This is a genomic window from Yaniella soli (genome assembly GCF_054782375.1).
Map to the genome: position 1 here is coordinate 22,391 of NZ_BAAGSP010000011.1, position 15,226 is coordinate 37,616.

General features: G+C 55.7%; 18 protein-coding genes. 4 read left to right on the top strand and 14 right to left on the bottom strand.

Annotated features, from left to right (window positions below; all coding sequences use genetic code 11):
* Nucleotides 1-90: 90 nt before the first annotated feature.
* Both moaA and mobA read left to right on the top strand, forming a co-directional pair.
* The gene (moaA, locus tag ACYVJT_RS07370) at nucleotides 91-1,113 is read left to right on the top strand and encodes a GTP 3',8-cyclase MoaA (RefSeq protein WP_343956708.1); all 1,023 of its coding nucleotides are present in this window, start codon (nucleotides 91-93) and stop codon (nucleotides 1,111-1,113) included.
* Entirely contained in the window at nucleotides 1,113-1,739 is a 627-nt protein-coding gene (gene mobA / locus ACYVJT_RS07375; RefSeq protein ID WP_343956707.1) for a molybdenum cofactor guanylyltransferase, read from the top strand. The genes moaA and mobA overlap by 1 nt, the downstream gene beginning before the upstream one ends.
* Here the strand turns inward: mobA and ACYVJT_RS07380 are convergent.
* The 11 genes from ACYVJT_RS07380 to ACYVJT_RS07430 all read right to left on the bottom strand — a co-directional run bounded on the left by ACYVJT_RS07380 (nucleotide 1,736) and on the right by ACYVJT_RS07430 (nucleotide 12,179).
* On the bottom strand, nucleotides 1,736-2,842 hold the full coding sequence (locus ACYVJT_RS07380; protein WP_343956706.1) for an ABC transporter ATP-binding protein: 1,107 nt from the start codon (nucleotides 2,840-2,842) through the stop codon (nucleotides 1,736-1,738). The two genes, mobA and ACYVJT_RS07380, sit on opposite strands and share 4 nt — an antisense overlap.
* The gene (locus ACYVJT_RS07385) at nucleotides 2,842-4,566 is read right to left on the bottom strand and encodes an ABC transporter permease (protein WP_343956705.1); all 1,725 of its coding nucleotides are present in this window, start codon (nucleotides 4,564-4,566) and stop codon (nucleotides 2,842-2,844) included. The genes ACYVJT_RS07380 and ACYVJT_RS07385 overlap by 1 nt, the downstream gene beginning before the upstream one ends.
* 7 nt (nucleotides 4,567-4,573) lie before the next feature.
* Nucleotides 4,574-5,602 carry an ABC transporter substrate-binding protein gene (locus tag ACYVJT_RS07390; RefSeq protein WP_343956704.1) on the bottom strand — a complete coding sequence of 343 codons (1,029 nt, stop codon included), beginning with the start codon at nucleotides 5,600-5,602 and terminating at the stop codon, nucleotides 4,574-4,576.
* A gap of 40 nt (nucleotides 5,603-5,642) precedes the next feature.
* Nucleotides 5,643-6,449 carry a metallophosphoesterase gene (locus tag ACYVJT_RS07395; RefSeq protein ID WP_343956703.1) on the bottom strand — a complete coding sequence of 269 codons (807 nt, stop codon included), beginning with the start codon at nucleotides 6,447-6,449 and terminating at the stop codon, nucleotides 5,643-5,645.
* Nucleotides 6,443-7,129, bottom strand: a complete 687-nt coding sequence (locus ACYVJT_RS07400) for a tyrosine-protein phosphatase (RefSeq protein WP_343956702.1) — start codon at nucleotides 7,127-7,129, stop codon at nucleotides 6,443-6,445. Before ACYVJT_RS07400 ends, ACYVJT_RS07395 begins: the two co-directional genes overlap by 7 nt.
* Before the next feature lie 177 nt (nucleotides 7,130-7,306).
* Nucleotides 7,307-8,185 carry a MurR/RpiR family transcriptional regulator gene (locus ACYVJT_RS07405; RefSeq protein WP_343956701.1) on the bottom strand — a complete coding sequence of 293 codons (879 nt, stop codon included), beginning with the start codon at nucleotides 8,183-8,185 and terminating at the stop codon, nucleotides 7,307-7,309.
* Nucleotides 8,186-8,200: 15 nt separating this feature from the next.
* On the bottom strand, nucleotides 8,201-8,728 hold the full coding sequence (locus ACYVJT_RS07410) for a histidine phosphatase family protein (protein ID WP_343956700.1): 528 nt from the start codon (nucleotides 8,726-8,728) through the stop codon (nucleotides 8,201-8,203).
* 261 nt (nucleotides 8,729-8,989) lie between these two features.
* Nucleotides 8,990-9,379, bottom strand: coding sequence for a 50S ribosomal protein L7/L12 (gene rplL / locus ACYVJT_RS07415; protein ID WP_343956699.1), 390 nt, complete (start codon nucleotides 9,377-9,379; stop codon nucleotides 8,990-8,992).
* A gap of 63 nt (nucleotides 9,380-9,442) precedes the next feature.
* Entirely contained in the window at nucleotides 9,443-9,964 is a 522-nt protein-coding gene (gene rplJ, locus ACYVJT_RS07420; protein ID WP_343956698.1) for a 50S ribosomal protein L10, read from the bottom strand.
* A 278-nt stretch (nucleotides 9,965-10,242) separates the two neighbouring features.
* A complete protein-coding gene (locus ACYVJT_RS07425) occupies nucleotides 10,243-10,914 on the bottom strand; it encodes a response regulator transcription factor (RefSeq protein WP_343956697.1) in 672 nt (223 codons plus the stop codon).
* A gap of 32 nt (nucleotides 10,915-10,946) precedes the next feature.
* Nucleotides 10,947-12,179 (bottom strand): sensor histidine kinase, encoded by a 1,233-nt coding sequence (locus ACYVJT_RS07430; protein ID WP_343956695.1) that lies wholly within the window; start codon nucleotides 12,177-12,179, stop codon nucleotides 10,947-10,949.
* Nucleotides 12,180-12,347: 168 nt separating this feature from the next.
* Between ACYVJT_RS07430 and ACYVJT_RS07435 the strand changes: the two genes are divergently transcribed.
* A complete protein-coding gene (locus ACYVJT_RS07435; protein WP_343956694.1) occupies nucleotides 12,348-13,187 on the top strand; it encodes an ABC-2 transporter permease family protein in 840 nt (279 codons plus the stop codon).
* A 61-nt stretch (nucleotides 13,188-13,248) separates the two neighbouring features.
* Here ACYVJT_RS07435 and ACYVJT_RS07440 read toward each other — a convergent pair whose 3' ends face one another.
* A complete protein-coding gene (locus ACYVJT_RS07440) occupies nucleotides 13,249-13,431 on the bottom strand; it encodes a hypothetical protein (RefSeq protein WP_343956693.1) in 183 nt (60 codons plus the stop codon).
* Between the two features lie 31 nt (nucleotides 13,432-13,462).
* Between ACYVJT_RS07440 and ACYVJT_RS07445 the strand changes: the two genes are divergently transcribed.
* Entirely contained in the window at nucleotides 13,463-13,855 is a 393-nt protein-coding gene (locus ACYVJT_RS07445) for a hypothetical protein (protein ID WP_343956692.1), read from the top strand.
* Nucleotides 13,856-13,944: 89 nt separating this feature from the next.
* On the opposite strand, the gene rplA is transcribed toward ACYVJT_RS07445, so the two are convergent.
* Both rplA and rplK read right to left on the bottom strand, forming a co-directional pair.
* Nucleotides 13,945-14,655, bottom strand: coding sequence for a 50S ribosomal protein L1 (rplA, locus tag ACYVJT_RS07450; RefSeq protein WP_343956691.1), 711 nt, complete (start codon nucleotides 14,653-14,655; stop codon nucleotides 13,945-13,947).
* Between the two features lie 77 nt (nucleotides 14,656-14,732).
* Entirely contained in the window at nucleotides 14,733-15,164 is a 432-nt protein-coding gene (gene rplK / locus ACYVJT_RS07455; RefSeq protein WP_343956690.1) for a 50S ribosomal protein L11, read from the bottom strand.
* Nucleotides 15,165-15,226 lie beyond the last annotated feature (62 nt).

The window sequence follows — 15,226 nt, forward strand, 5'->3', positions numbered from 1 at the left end:
AGGGTCTACACTAACTATAAAGCGAAATACGACCTCATAGCCTCAACATTCCGCGCAATAATTCTCCGTTGCGACGGTAAGGAGCAGTCATTGACTGGCTTAATTGATCAATTTGGCCGCACCGCAACCGACCTACGCATGTCGTTGATCGATAAATGTAATCTGCGGTGCCAATACTGTATGCCTGCTGAAGGACTGGACTGGCTGAAAAAAGACGACATGCTCACCGCACACGAGGTCATTCGGTTGGCTGACATTGGGATCAGTCAGCTGGGTATCGATGAAATTCGTTTCACCGGTGGCGAGCCCCTCGTCCGTGCTGATCTGGTAGATATATTGGACGGCGTGCATTCGAAGCATCCCGACGTTGACCTGTCGATGACTACCAATGGCATCAATCTGGAACGGAAGGTCGATGACCTGGTGGCCGCCGGTCTGTCTCGGATCAACGTCTCGCTCGATACGGTGTGTCCGGAAACGTTTGCCAAGATCACCCGACGCGACCGATTGACCAAGGTGCTCTCAGGCCTGCATTCGGCAAAAGCCGCAGGCTTGGGTCCAATTAAGATCAACGCCGTCCTGCTTCGAGGTATCAATGACACTCAGGCTGCAGAGTTGTTGACATGGTCACTCGCGCACGGCTACAAACTACGTTTTATTGAACAGATGCCGCTTGACGCCGACCAGAATTGGAAGCGTGCCAATATGGTCACCGCTGCTGAAATCCGCGAACAAATTTCCCAGACCTATACTCTCACCCCGCATGAAGCACCACGCGGTTCGGCGCCTGCTGAACTGTTCAATGTGGCGGATCCGGCCACCGGTGAGGTGCTCGGAACAGTTGGCATTATTGCCTCGGTGACCGAACCATTTTGTGCTGAATGCACGCGTACACGGCTCACCGCAGATGCCAAGGTTCGCTCGTGTTTGTTCTCCCACACGGAGACGGATCTCATGGAACTGCTTCGCGATGGTTCATCGGATGAGGCAATTGCTGATGCGTGGCGTGAGGCCATGTGGCACAAGCCCAAAGCTCACGGACAAACCAAAACTGGGCTGGGCATGCCGGGCTTCGTCCAGCCCGAGCGCAGTATGAGTGCCATCGGGGGCTAATGGTGGACCCAAGCCAGGACCTTGAGCTGTTCGCCATGATTTTAGCCGGCGGGGCCTCGTCACGGTTGCACGCCAGTTCCCCGAAATCAACCGTGGATAAACCGCTGTTGGTCTTGGACGGAAAGCGCGTGCTCACCCGGGTTATAGAGGCTGCAACCCAGGCAGTGCGTCCTGAGCAACTCGTCGTCGTCGGGCCGGCCGCTCTGCCCACCGGAAACATCGCCACGGTATATGAAGAACCGCCACAATCCGGCCCCTACATGGCGGTGCGCGCCGGTCTGCAGTACTTTAGCCAACAGTTCGGTCCAGCGACGCAACACGCTGGCGTGTTCATATTGGGCGCCGACATGCCCTTCATCGGGCTCGGCATGGATCAACTGGTGGCCCATCATTGTGATTCACAGACACCGAAGGCTGTGATGGCTCAAGCTGGTGGACGACTGCAGCCACTGTTGTCGTATATCCCGCGTGGTCTGGCAGATCGTCTCTTTGCCGAACCGGCGCTCAACGCTGGTCTCATGCCAACGTTGCGAGACACGCACCATCACATACTCGAGGTGGATGAAATGGCCGTAGCAGATCTGGATACGTATCAAGATGCCCTCGACGCGGGGATCACATTCTAAGCATGTACCGCATGAGTCGTCATCGCCGAATCCTGGAACACATGCACCCGATCAAAGTGCACCGCTACCCGATCTGATATCTTCGGAATCATCGCGCCCACGGGAGCGTAGACTTCGAACTCGCCGCCGGACCAGGTAACGGTCAGCTCTGTCCCGAATCTCACGGCAAGAACTGAGGTCACAGTACCCACGGTTGTGTCAGCAGGCTGATGAGCGCCAATCGTTTCCAAACGGATATCTTCCGGAGCGACGGTCGCCACACACCGAACCCCAGTTATTTCCCGCTGGGGCTGGGAGGCTAGAGCATCCGGCTGGATATAGAGACCTTTGTCGTCAGGATAAAATGTTCCGTTGGTCCAGGACCCCTGCAGTACTGCTGCATCAGACATGAATGCGGCCACAAATGAATTTGCCGGCTTCGTCAGGATCTCTGCGGGTGACGCATCTTGCACAATACGCCCCCGATTTAGCACGATGACCCGGTCGGCAAGCGCCAACGCCTCGGAACGGTCGTGTGTGACGTGGACGGTCGTGAGACCTTCTTCCATCGTAAGACGTCGCAACTGCTGACGTAACCGTGCCCGCAGGGGTTCGTCCAGTGCTGACAGCGCTTCGTCTAACAGCAGGGCTTGGGGTTGGGCTACCATGGCGCGGGCTAATGCAACGCGCTGACGCTGGCCACCCGAAAGTGCGGTGGGTTTTTTCTTCATGTGCTCGGCCATCCCAACATCTTCCAGTACTGCTGTGACGTGTTGGGCGATATCGGCTGCGGCGAACCGCTTGCGTTTGAGCGGATAGGAGACATTTTGAAAGACCGTCATGTGGGGCCAGACTGCGTGTTCCTGAAACACCATGCCCAGATCGCGTCGCTCGGGGCTCACCCATGTTTTGTCGCCCGCAACGAGTGTGTCACCGATGTTGATGCTACCTGCGCTGGGCTGAAAAAAGCCGGCCAGGGTCCGTAGCAACGTGGTTTTCCCGGAGCCTGATGGCCCGACCAAGGTGATGAACTCCCCCGGTTGGATTTGTAGGTTAATGTCGATGAGTCCACGATGTCCATTGGGATAGACGTGTTCGAGATCTGACAGCGTCAGCTTGGCCATTATGCATTTCCTTGTCGTTTCGAAGCTACGGCAGCGGTGATGCTCAGCCCCACGATTCCCACTATGGCTACGAGTAGGGCCAATGCCGACGCCGCGTTATAGTTGCCTGCTTGTTGTAAATTGAAAATCGCGACACCCAGTGTTTGTGAGCCCGGTGCCACAAGCAAAATGGAAATGGTCAGCTCTCGCACGGCGGTGAGGAAGACCATCATCGCCCCCGTGATCACAACGGGCACCACAATCCGTCCGGTGATACCAATGAGGGCACGTAGCCGCGATGCGCCGGAGATTGTCGCGGCTTCTTCGAGTGTTGCTGACACGGTCGCTAACGGGCCACGCAGTTGTTGGACCACCAGCGCCAAAAAGGCCATCACATACGCCAGTAAGATCACGATCGGTGAGTTAAAGATCCCTAGCGCGGGTGCCACGAGGAGCCACCCGACCGCAATCACGAGTCCGGGCAGGGCCTGGGGCAGATTCGCAATCACATCGATCGATGGGTTCGTGGGGTGTGTGGTACGTGATAGCAACAGTGCGACGGCGAGCCCGAGAGCCGTGGCGATGACCGCGGCGCCACCGGCCAACATCACGGAATTCTGTATACCGGTCACGGCCGTCGGCGAGGTCACCGCCGACGTGATGTTGTCCAACGTGATGTTCTCGGGGGTAAACGCGAGCCCCGGTGCCGGGAGGAGCGCCTGTGTGGCAAGTGCAAACAGCGGCAGGATGGAGACCACGATAACCCACAGCCATGTCAACCCCATGGCCACGTAGCCGAACACACCGGTGTGATCTTGCCGGGCCGACGCGGAGGCGATGACCTGAGTGGCTCCGGAACGGCCTCGCCGGGCCAGAATCGCCACGAGTGCGACCACCATGAGCACCATGGCAATCGACGAAACCTGTGGCAACGGGTTTGTCGTGGCAGGCGATGAGAGCTCACGATAGACCAGTGTCGTCAAGGTTGTATACCGTTCCGGGAGTCCAATCAGCGCCGGAATGCCGAAGTCCGAGAGATTTGAGACAAAGGTCAGCATGAACGCGGCCGTCATGCCCGGCCTGATAAGTGGCAAGGTGACCGTGCGCAGTACGGTCCACGAACCGCCACCAGACATGCGGGCGGCTTCTTCCAAGTTGCCCGGCACTTGGCGCATGGCAGCTGAGACCACGAGATACGCCACAGGATAGGAATGCACCGTTAGCAAAAAGATGACGCCTGCCCCGCCAAATATCGAAAAGGTGTGGTCGATCCCCAGCTGTTCGAGCAATTGATTGGCGGGCCCGTTAACGCCCAGCAGCGCCATCCATGACATCGCCCCGATAAAGGGCGGAATGAGGAAGGGTATGAGCAGAAACCAGCGCAAAAGGTTTTGGCCGGGGAACGTGAACCGTTCAAAGATGATTGCAAACACCACACCCAAGCCGGTTGCTGCAAGCGCCGATACGGCCGAAGATACCAGTGAGTTCTGGGTGGCTTCGTGTACAGCGGGATCGGCGAGGAGCTGACCGAAGTCTGCCCTGGTTCCCATCGCCACTGTGGCGATCAAAGGAACAATGACGACTCCGATCAGTCCGACGATGACGGTAAGGCGGAACACACCCAGTCCGTCTGGTCCGCTGAATCGTGTCCGCGATCGGCCCGCGCGTGGTGCGTTGGACGGTGCTCGATTCTGCGAGGCACCGTGCACAGCGTGGTCTTGGGGTGTGGGTTTGGTTTCAATCATGTGGTGCTTAGTTCAGCAGTGAGTTGAAGTGATCGACGGATTCGGATTGGATCTCAGCGATGTGGTCGAGATCTGGATCGAGCAGTTCAAGATCGTCCATTTCTGGAGCACCTTCGGGGACGCCAACGTCCGAGCGGACCGGGAGGTAGGACTGTTCGACAGCAGTGGTCTGACCCTCTTCGGAGATCAGGTAATCGATGAATGCGTTGGCCACTTCTGGGTTTTCTGTATCCGAAAATACTCCGGCCGGCTGGGAAACATAGGGTGCACCATCGGTTGGGTACACCAGATCAATGGGTGAGCCCTGTTCGCCGAGTTCGCGTGCCAGATAATCGACCACCACACCGACACCGGTGGTGCCATCAGCCACTGCCTGTCCAACGGGACCATTGGATTCCAGGATGGTTGGGTCATTATCCATCACATCATCGAGCCAGTCTTCACCGAGATTTTCGTCATCGAGCCACACGGCAGCGTTGAAAGCGGCAGCACCCGAGACATCAGGGTTTGGCATGGAAATCTGACCTGCATACTCTTCGTCGGTGAGTTCCTGCCATGATTCCGGTGGGCTATCAACAACATCGGTGTTGTAGGCCAGCACCGTCGGGATCACACGAGTTCCCACCCAGTAGCCCTCGGAATCGACGTAGGTTTCGTCGAGTTCAGTGACGTTGTCGACTTCCAATGGTGCGAGCATGTCGTCTTCTACGTAGGCTTCAAATGTTGGTACATCTGCGGCAAGCAAGACGTCCGCCTGGACTTCACCGGTTTCTTGTTCTGTGGCGATACGTGCTGTGAGTTCACCGGTGCCCGCGCGGAAGGTTTCCACGGTGACGTCCGGGTGTTGCTCGGTGAAGCCTGCGATGATCTCATCGATCTTTTCTTGGGGCTCGGAAGTGTAGAGGGTGACCGTACCTGACAGTGCGTCTGAGGAGCCTTCAGCATTCGCGGTATCCGCGTCATCGGATGAACATCCCGCCAGTGCGAGCGCTGAGACAACAACGAATGGGAGGGCAGCTTTGGTAAAACGTTTCACGGTGTGCTCCTTGGTGAAATACGAGGGTGGGTGATCGGATTTATTGAGGGATGGGTCGGGTGAAAAGCGTTGCTGAGGTCATAAGTGGCACTGGTACAACAGCGTGCGTGTCTTCGAATACGTCTATAATGCTGATGCCGGGCTGTTGTAGTCCTTGCAGTGTTCCTGCTGGTGCGTAGGCGTTTTGTTGATAGGCCAGCGCCGGTCCGCTCCACACTGGGATGGAACCGAGCATCGCGGCAGTTTGAAAATGCAGGTGTCCGCTGACGATGAGTCGAACATCTGAGCTGTTGAGCACCTGCGCCAAGCACGAGGGGTCGGCAAGCCCAACCGTCGACAGAAACTCGTGTGCGGTTGGTACCGGTGGATGGTGCATGGCGATCACGGTGCCAGCGATCGCGGTCGTCTCCAGCTCGGCCCCAAGCCATCTGAGTTGTTCAGCAGTTAAATGTCCTTGCAGAACTTGTTGACCGTGGGTGTTGAGACTGATGATGCGTAGCCCGCGGATGGTGTGAATACTGTCCCCCGGTTCGGGTCCGACAGAATCAGCATTCACGTGCTCGAGTTGCCACGTGGGTGGGGTGTCATGATTGCCCGGCAGCAGGATCACCGGGCAGCCCAGTTCGTGCTGAGCCGTTTCGATCAACGTAGTGAACTGTGCCGTCATAGCCTGGTCTTTGTCATAGACGTCACCGGTCACAAGCACCCCGTCGGGGTTGAAATGTCCAGCTGCCGACAGTGCAGTGCAGAATTGTTGCCACGTATCAACACGGTCGAAGAGCAGCTGGTCGGGCCCGGTCAGGTGCACATCCGTGATCTGAACCAAGCGCACGTGTGGGGTTACCATGCTGCTGCGCTCCGTGACACAAAATGGTTGCTGAGTGTTGCCAGGTCGTCACCAGTAACACCGTGTGACGAGAGGTAGTGTGCCGCAGAACCGTGCTTCGTCTTGACGAGCTGCAGTGCTCGCTGGATGGCTGCGCCGGGCGATGCCATGTGGAGGTGCATTGCCGCCTGCAAGCCCGTCGGATTATCTGCCAATTCTACTTCCAGCTGCTGTGTCATGTGTTGTCGATACGTCGCAGAGAGATTACTCGCCGACTGCTCGTAGTCGGCGATGATCTCTGATTCAGCAATGCCCACGGCTGCCAGCACCAGTGCGACCACGAGCCCGGTACGGTCTTTGCCGGCTTTACAGTGCACGACAACGTGTTGGTCCAAATGTTGGCTGATGGTTTGAACTGCCATAGCGATTTGATGACCACGTTCCATCAGCAACACCCTGTAGACATCATCGATCGCAGCAGCCAGAGGCACCTGACCGCGATAAAGCGGCACATTCACATAGCGCATTTCGTGTGTCTGGTCAGGAGATGCTGCGATTTCATATGGTTCCCGCAGATCCACGACACAGCCGATGCCATGTCCTGCTAGCTGCTCGCTGCCAGCCTGGGTCAGCTCTGACAGCGCACCAGAGCGAAACACTTTGGCCGCCGATTGACCAGGTAGTGACCTAAAATTCGGCAAGTTCGCTACTTGCACTGTGGGCTGCAATGCTAAAACCTCACCTCGTTACAAGATTTCTTTTCGTTCGTAATCTGCTTACATACGTCATTGCAACGAATGAAGGTGAACGCTACATGTCGAGGCCCTCTAACCGAGGTGAAGTCTCAAGAAACTATGACTATAGCTGCGTGACGCGTACTACTTTTCTTGCTGTTCCTTGAGCGTCCGCGCGAACACGTCAGCGAGTGCATCGGATGGACCGAAGGCTTGTGGTTGCTGTCTGCGCAGAACCGCCTGATTGAGTCCATTCAGGACCAACGAGTGCGCTATGCGTCCGACCAACGGATCAGTCGATGTGGTGGGTGACGCCACCACTAATAAGGTGTTGGTGAGCTCAGCAAGTGGAGAGAGCGTGGTGCTGGTAATTCCTATCACTGGTACTCGAGTGATTTTTGCGGTCTCGACCGCTTCAAGGGTGTGTTTATTCGCACCACTGAAACTGACCGCGACAACGGCGTCTCGTTCGGTCAAAAGGCGTGCCCCGAATTGTTGTTGCAAGACGTCTGTGGGGGCAGATGCGTCACGCCCATACATCATGAAGCGCAGCGCTGCCTCTTGTGCGGGCATGGAAGATTCACCGGACCCAATGAATAGGATCTTCTTCGCAGCATCAAGCGTATCCACTGCTTGAGAAAATTGCTGACGGTCCAATGTGTCTGAGGCAGTCCGGAGTCCGTCTGTTGCCGTATCGAAAACCTCATCCATGACGTCATCGCTTGGTGGCGCCGAACTGTCGACACCGCTGCCCTGTCCGGGTTCCTGCATTCCCAATCTAATGACTTCGCTGCGCAGGTCGTTGTATCCGGTGTAGCCAAGTTTTTGTGCTGTTCTCACGACGGTCGCGGATGATGTGTTGGCCGTTTTCGCGATAGCCATGGCACTGCAGTGAGCGATGCGATCGATATCAAAGAGTAGAGCTTCGACGACGCGCTGTTCGGTGGGTGACAGTTGCGGGATAGCGGCACGCAGATGACCGATGAGTGACCGTCGAGTTTTTGGGGTGGTCTGTTGGAACATAGGTCTCATCATCGGCTAAATATTCTGAAACATCTCTGATGGAAATTCACAGATGTCACCGTTGAAAATCGGCGGGTGATCGTAGCCGAGAGCTGCCGAGAGGCCCAGCCGAAACAGCGCACCATGACCAACGAGGATTACGTTTTTGCCACGGTGACGTTCGGCGATATAGCGGAATGCGTGGAGCGCACGGTCTTGCACTTCTTGGTCGGTCTCAACGGCACAGATCAACTCGTTGCGTGTTTCATCGTCGAAGTCACCAAGGTGAATGCCTTCGGCGGGTCCGAAATCTCGTTCAACGAGATCGGCTTGTTTGTGCACCCTCGCGATTGCCAGGATCTCGGCGATCCGTTGGGCGGTTTGTACCGAACGCATCAGCGGGGAGGAATATACGGCGTGCCAATGGCCTATGCGTTGCAGACTTTGCGCTGCTTTGGTGGCTTCAAAGTAGCCTTCGGCACTGAGCGGGTTATCTGTACGCCCCTGCAGGAGTCGTTTCTTGTTCCACTCGGTGCGTCCGTGACGGACGAAGGCACATTTCATAACCATTCCTCGCCTAGAAGTTTGTTGGAATCTACCGTTTGTACGCGGCTGATGTTACCCGCACTGAAGTTGCTGACATCTATCTGGTGAATAATCGGCAACTAATAGGTAACGGCGACACATATCGCGCCTTACGGGCGGAGGAATGTGCTGGGTCGAGCAAGTATGAGGAATGAGAAAAACCTCGTCCCCGCTACATTATGCAGCGGGGACGAGGTTGAAATTCGATCAGAGCTGATGCTGACCGTAAGGGCCGGAAAACTACTTCACGGTTACGGTAGCGCCTGCGCCTTCCAGAGCTTCTTTGGCAGCGTCTGCGGCAGCCTTGTCAACGCCTTCGAGAACTTCCTTCGGAGCAGCGTCAACGAGGTCTTTTGCGTCTTTCAGACCCAGGGAGGTCAGAGCGCGTACTTCCTTGATGACACCGATCTTGGCATCGCCAGCGGATTCGAGGACGACGTCGAATTCGGTCTGCTCTTCAGCAGCGTCGCCTTCGTCGCCACCGCCGGCTGGTGCGCCAGCAGCGACAGCAACTGGAGCAGCAGCGGTTACGTCGAATTCTTCTTCAAAGGCCTTGATGAATTCGGAGAGTTCTAGCAGGGATAGCTCTTTGAACTGATCCAAGAGTTCTTCGGTGGACATTTTTGCCATGGTAGTGGCTCCTTTGCGATAAAAGTCTTGTATTTGGGTTAGCGGCACACAAGGTGCCAGTCGTTAGGCAGCTTGATCTTGCTTTTCGCGCAACGCTTCTGCGAGGCGAACAGCCTTCTCGATTGGTGCCTGGAATGTAGCGGCTGCCTTGGACAGGGAGCCTTTCATTGCACCAGCCATCATGGACAACAGAACCTCGCGAGATTCGAGATCTGCTAACTGGCGGACATCTGCTTCATCAAGTGCCTCGCCATCCATGTAGCCGCCCTTGATGACCAGTTTGTCGTGAGCCTTGGCGAAATCACGCACAGTCTTGGCAACGTCAACGGTTTCACCGGAGACGAAGGCGATTGCGGTAGGTCCGGTCAGTTTGCCTTCGAGGGCAGTGATGCCAGCCTTCTCTGCCGCAATAGCAGTCAGCGTGTTCTTCGCCACGGCGTAGGTGGCGTTCTCACCCAAAGAGCGACGCAAGGTCGTGATCTCTTCTACGGTGAGACCACGGTATTCAGTGATAACTGCTGCAGAAGAGTTGCGGAATAATTCCGTCAGCTCATCCACGGCTGCAGTTTTTTCAGCATTCGCCATGGCACTCCTTCCTTAGTGGATATGCCGGCGCTCAAACACAAAAACGCCCCGTGCAGGTGCACAGGGCGCAAAGAATCTAAAACTGCTTCAGACGCAGTAAGTCTATGCCTTCATGTATCACCTGCGCGGGCCGCTCATGTCATGAGCCTTTATAGTCTTACCTATTTAGCACAGGTAAATACGACCGGCGGTCTTCGGTAAGCTCAAGCATACCTAGGTCCGCCCGGTGTTTGCAAATTGAGCGATGAGAGGTCGCACGGCGAGCGACCTTTGGCTTGTCAGTTCGAATCGGGGATGTCTACCTGTGCTCGGCCGATCAGAAAAGCTAGCTGAGCGCCATTGTCGGCACCTGTTTTTTGCATCGCTCGGGTGACGGTTGACTTGACCGTATCGGGTGCGATGTTCAGGTCTGCTGCGATATGTTTATATGCCTTACCGTTGCCAATGAGGTTGGCAACCTGCAATTCCCGCTGTGACAGTGCGGATATACGCTGTCTGGCTTGGGCAATTTCTGGCGCAGTACTTGGTTTCAAAAAATTCTTGATGAGCCGGCTCGTGGTCTGGGGTGACACTATCGGGTCGCCGTTCGCAGCCGCATGGATAGCGGGATTCAAGAGGGATTCCGCGTCATTCTTCAAAATAAATCCCACCGCACCGGCTTCCAATGCGCCCCGAGTGTAGGACTCCAAATCGAAACTGGTGGCTGCGATCATCGTCGGCGGGTTCAGGAGATTCTGTACGCGCCGGATGGTTTCAACACCGTCGAATTCACCGGGTAAATATAAGTCCATGACCACGACATTCGGGCGGGAATCTCGGATGTGTGGGAGGGCATCGACTCCATTGTCCGCTGTGCCAACGACTTCTAGCTCCGGGTCGGCTTCAACGATCGCTACGAGATTCTTCAGCGTCATCGTCTCGTCGTCGACTATCAATACCCTCGTTGCCACAAGGAAAGTTTAGCACTACAGCTAGGTCCCGTTTAAGGTTGCGTTCGTTCGTCGGTGGGCCACGGAAGCGTGACGGTCAAGCGGAAATGTTCGTCTAAGATTTCTTCTTGAGCTGTTCCGCCGATGATTTCTGCTCGTTCTTTGATTCCAAGCAAACCTGTACCGCTGCCACCGGTGAAGTCTCGGCTGGGATCACGACGATTCGTGAATTCCAGGAGTAAGTCATAGCCGGGTTGTCCTTCAACGCGCAGCTGGACAGTCCTGTCAGGGCTGTACCGCATTACGTTGGTCAGTGCTTCTTGAGTAATGCGCAACACGGCGCGTTGGGTTTCGTCGGATGCAGTATCGTAACTGTCCAGAAGTACCTGGGGCTGAATCTTAAGCCCTTGATGGGCGGCATCATCGAAGAGGACTCTGAGGTCCTGGAAACCACCGGGAGCAACCGATGGGATTGACGCCTCCTTTTCGCCTTGATCCCGCAGAGATGTCACCAAGCTGCGCAAATCGCGGAGTGCCTGGTCTGAATAGTGTTTGGTTTCTTCTAACGCGCTGGATAATTCGTTGGGATCAGTGTCGTCCAAAGACTTCTGCATCTGGCCGGTTTGCAAGGACAACGCAGTCAGACGCTGCGCCAGAGTGTCGTGGACTTCCCGCGCCAGATATTCCCGTTCTGTTTGCCGAGTCATTTGGGTCGAGATGGCGTCGCGATCATGTTCGACTGCTTCCACTTCCGCGTGGGCCTCGTTGATACTGCGACGCTGGCGAGTGATAAGTGAGATCGACAAGACCGTGCCGATCGCAGCAAAACCAAGTGTCAGCACAGCCAGTATCGCCTCGGCGGTCGCAGCCTGCTCGCCCATGCGTTGTATTGCCAGAATGTGCCAGACCAGGTTGAGCACCATCGCTGCAAGACCGCCTGCTGCAATTGTCCATTGCCAGCGGTGTTGCGCTCGAACGATCCACACCGTTAATCCGACACCCAGCACGTAGGGGTCGCCCTGTGCAATCACTGCGTAGAAGCCGCCGGCCATGATGAGTGCCAAAGGGATTTTGCGATACCACGGGAGCAGACATAACAACAGCAGTGCGAGCAGGACGCGAAGTGCACCAAGATCTGTGAGCAGTTCGAACGAGCCATCAAAATTCTCCGGTGCAGTCAATATTGCCAGCAACGAGACGAAAAGACCGACAATCATCATCACCAGTACGGCCAATATGTTCAAGAGCACAGAGACGAGCCTGTGCTTCCTCGCGGTTGTCGTCATGGTAGTCGAGTCTATCGAGGCGCAGCTGTTCTGCGATCACACTTTCGGTGCGAGCTGCATACCTGATCGGGTATGCAGGTGTACCCGGTAGGTGCTGTGTACTCAGCTGCTTCATTCATAACGTAAGAAGTGTTCAGTTGTATATCACTCCACCTTTGAAAGGCCCCCATGACAACGACTCATCCTAAAACTCGCACCCAAGCTCCACCGCCTAAGACACGAAATACGGTTGGCATCATTGCGCTCATTACGGCAATCGTCGGTGCCGTGTTTGCCATGATCCCTGGCGCACTCATCCTGGGGTGGATTTTGTTACCGGTCGCATTCATCCTGTCAATCGTGTCGTTGTTTTTGAAGAACCAGAAACGCGGTCAGGGCATAGCTGCCCTCATCATCTCAATTGTGGGAACCATCATCGGTTTCATGGTGTTCTTCACCGTCGTTGCGACTTCCTTCGACGAGGCTTTCGACGAAGATACTCAAATCGAAGCGTCTACCGAAGGCGGCGATGTAGAAGAAAGTGTCACCGATGAGAATGCACAAGACGGATCAGATGATGATGCCGCTGGCGGTGAGGAAGGCACCCGCGATAATCCGCTTGCACTTGGGACCGCCGTGACTGCTTCGGACTGGGAAGTGACGGTCAATAGTGTTGATCTCAGCGCTACTGAGGCCGTCCTTGTGGAAAACCCGCTCAACGAAGAGCCAGCCGAGGGCAATGGCTTCATTACGGTGAACGTCACCGCAACGTATCTCGGAGATGATTCGTCCGGCGAAACGCCCATGGGCGTAAGCGTAGAATACGTCAGTTCGCAGGGGAACTCGTTTGATACCACCGCAAGTTTGATCGTTGTCCCTGAATCCTTCGACTCGATGGAAACGCTCTATGAAGGCGCCTCGACTACTGGCAACTTCGGTATCGAAGTGCCGATGGAGGATGTAGAGAGCGGCAACATTCTGCTATCACCGAGCATGTTGGGCGACAGTGTGTTCTATGAAGTCCAGTAGCTAACATTCACGCCGTCCGCAGTAGACGCCCAGCTCCGTCGTGGGAGCTGGGCATCTACGCTTATACCCCACCGACGTGCTCGGCAAAGCTGAGTGTTTCGGGTCCCGCAGCCTGTTCTTGAGTTTCGTTCCGGAAATGTGGATCCATGCGCATACTGTGGGCGGGCGTAACTACCTGTTGGTGCTCAGCGCGCTCCGAGTAGTCTTGATCAAACTGGAACAGAGTCGTATCTTCCTGTGACAAACATTCTCATCAAGTTATGTAAGGGGCAACAGTGTCCGGCCCAGACAGACGTTATGCTCAACCAGACGTGTATTTCCCTGCGCAATCGTATAAGTCCCGGAACACCGTTGGAGTCATCGCGCTCATAGTCTCAATTGCCGGTGCGGTGTGCATCATTATTCCACCGGTGATGCTCATAGGTTGGGCCTTGGTGGGCATTGCCTTCGTCCTGTCCATCGTCGCGATCTGTCTGAGGAACCGCAAACGGGGGCACGGTATCGCTGCATTGATCATCTCTGTTGTCGGCATGATCCTCGGCCTCGTGGTTGGCTTATTCGTCGCGGTGGCAGCTATGCAGGATTCTCTGCCCGACGTTGACATGCCAGAGTTTGATCCGGATACCGGGGAGTTCCAGCTGAAGGTGTTGACTCCCCCGGGAGGTTAGCTCCCTGTTTTCTGGCATGCAAAAAGCGGATCAAGAACATTATTCCTGATCCGCTCTTTGATAGCTACCCACGTTTGCGTGGGTAATTTTTACTCGTCGTCTTCTGGAAGAATGCGAGTGACGTTTGGATCGATCTGAACGCCCGGACCGAAGGTGGTCGTGACGGTTGCTTTCGTGATGTAACGACCCTTGGATGCGGATGGTTTCAGACGAATGACTTCATCGAGTGCCGTCGCGTAGTTTTCGGTGAGCTGTTCAGCGCTGAAGCTGGTGTTGCCGATAATGAAGTGCAGGTTTGAGTGACGGTCGACGCGGAAGTCGATTTTGCCGCCCTTGATCTCTTTGACTGCCTGTGCAACGTTTGGGGTAACGGTGCCGGTACGTGGGTTCGGCATGAGGTTACGTGGACCCAGAATTTTACCGAGGCGTCCAACTTGGCCCATCATGTCTGGTGATGCAACGGCGGCGTCGAAATCGGTCCAGCCACCCTGGATGCGTTCCACCAGGTCGTCGGAACCGACGTAGTCTGCGCCGGCTTCTTCAGCTGCGGCGGCGTTGTCACCGGTTGCGAAAACAACCACGCGGGCGGTTTTACCGGTACCGTGTGGCAGGTTGGCGGTGCCGCGGACCATCTGGTCTGCTTTTCGTGGATCCACTGAGAGACGCAATGCGATTTCTACAGTGGTGTCTTTCGAAGACGGGTTGACGTCTTTGGCCAAAGCAATTGCTTCGGCTGGTGCGTACTGGCGGTCTGCGACCTTTGCTGCGGCTGCCTTATATGCTTTGCTGCGCTTTGCCATCTGCGTTTTCTCCTTATGCAGTTGTGGTGTCGTCGGGCCGCGCTCGGCCCTACCACGGGGTTTTGAGAAGTGTTGAGTTAACCTTCGACGGTGATGCCCATGGAGCGGGCAGTTCCGGCAACGATTTTCGCTGCGGAGTCGAGGTCGTTGGCGTTGAGATCACGCATTTTGGTTTCAGCGATTTCTTTCGCTTGGTCCATGGTGATTTTGCCAACTTTGACGGTGTGCGGGGTTCCAGAACCCTTTGCAATGCCGGCAGCTTTTTTAATGAGCTGTGAGGCAGGTGGGGTTTTGGTGATGAAGGTAAATGAGCGGTCTTCATAGACGGTAATTTCTACCGGGATAATGTTGCCGCGCATGGATTCGGTTTCGGCGTTGTAGGCCTTGACGAACTCCATCATGTTGACACCGTGCTGACCAAGTGCTGGGCCAACTGGTGGAGCAGGTGATGCTGCACCCGCTTCGATCTGGAGTTTAATCAGACCGGAGACCTTTTTCTTTGGGGCCATTTTGGGGTCCTTTTCTTGTTCGGATAACGCCAACCACAGGAGCGTGGGTGACGGTGCGATCA

What these genes read in the sequence shown, in the direction of transcription:
- mobA (WP_343956707.1), top strand. Translation starts at nt 1,113, where the DNA reads ATGGTGGACCCAAGCCAGGACCTTGAGCTGTTCGCCATGATTTTAGCC.
- ACYVJT_RS07380 (WP_343956706.1), bottom strand. Translation starts at nt 2,842, where the DNA reads ATGGCCAAGCTGACGCTGTCAGATCTCGAACACGTCTATCCCAATGGA.
- ACYVJT_RS07385 (WP_343956705.1), bottom strand. Translation starts at nt 4,566, where the DNA reads ATGATTGAAACCAAACCCACACCCCAAGACCACGCTGTGCACGGTGCC.
- ACYVJT_RS07395 (WP_343956703.1), bottom strand. Translation starts at nt 6,449, where the DNA reads ATGGTAACCCCACACGTGCGCTTGGTTCAGATCACGGATGTGCACCTG.
- ACYVJT_RS07405 (WP_343956701.1), bottom strand. Translation starts at nt 8,185, where the DNA reads ATGTTCCAACAGACCACCCCAAAAACTCGACGGTCACTCATCGGTCAT.
- ACYVJT_RS07410 (WP_343956700.1), bottom strand. Translation starts at nt 8,728, where the DNA reads ATGAAATGTGCCTTCGTCCGTCACGGACGCACCGAGTGGAACAAGAAA.
- rplL (WP_343956699.1), bottom strand. Translation starts at nt 9,379, where the DNA reads ATGGCAAAAATGTCCACCGAAGAACTCTTGGATCAGTTCAAAGAGCTA.
- rplJ (WP_343956698.1), bottom strand. Translation starts at nt 9,964, where the DNA reads ATGGCGAATGCTGAAAAAACTGCAGCCGTGGATGAGCTGACGGAATTA.
- ACYVJT_RS07430 (WP_343956695.1), bottom strand. Translation starts at nt 12,179, where the DNA reads ATGACGACAACCGCGAGGAAGCACAGGCTCGTCTCTGTGCTCTTGAAC.
- ACYVJT_RS07435 (WP_343956694.1), top strand. Translation starts at nt 12,348, where the DNA reads ATGACAACGACTCATCCTAAAACTCGCACCCAAGCTCCACCGCCTAAG.
- rplA (WP_343956691.1), bottom strand. Translation starts at nt 14,655, where the DNA reads ATGGCAAAGCGCAGCAAAGCATATAAGGCAGCCGCAGCAAAGGTCGCA.
- rplK (WP_343956690.1), bottom strand. Translation starts at nt 15,164, where the DNA reads ATGGCCCCAAAGAAAAAGGTCTCCGGTCTGATTAAACTCCAGATCGAA.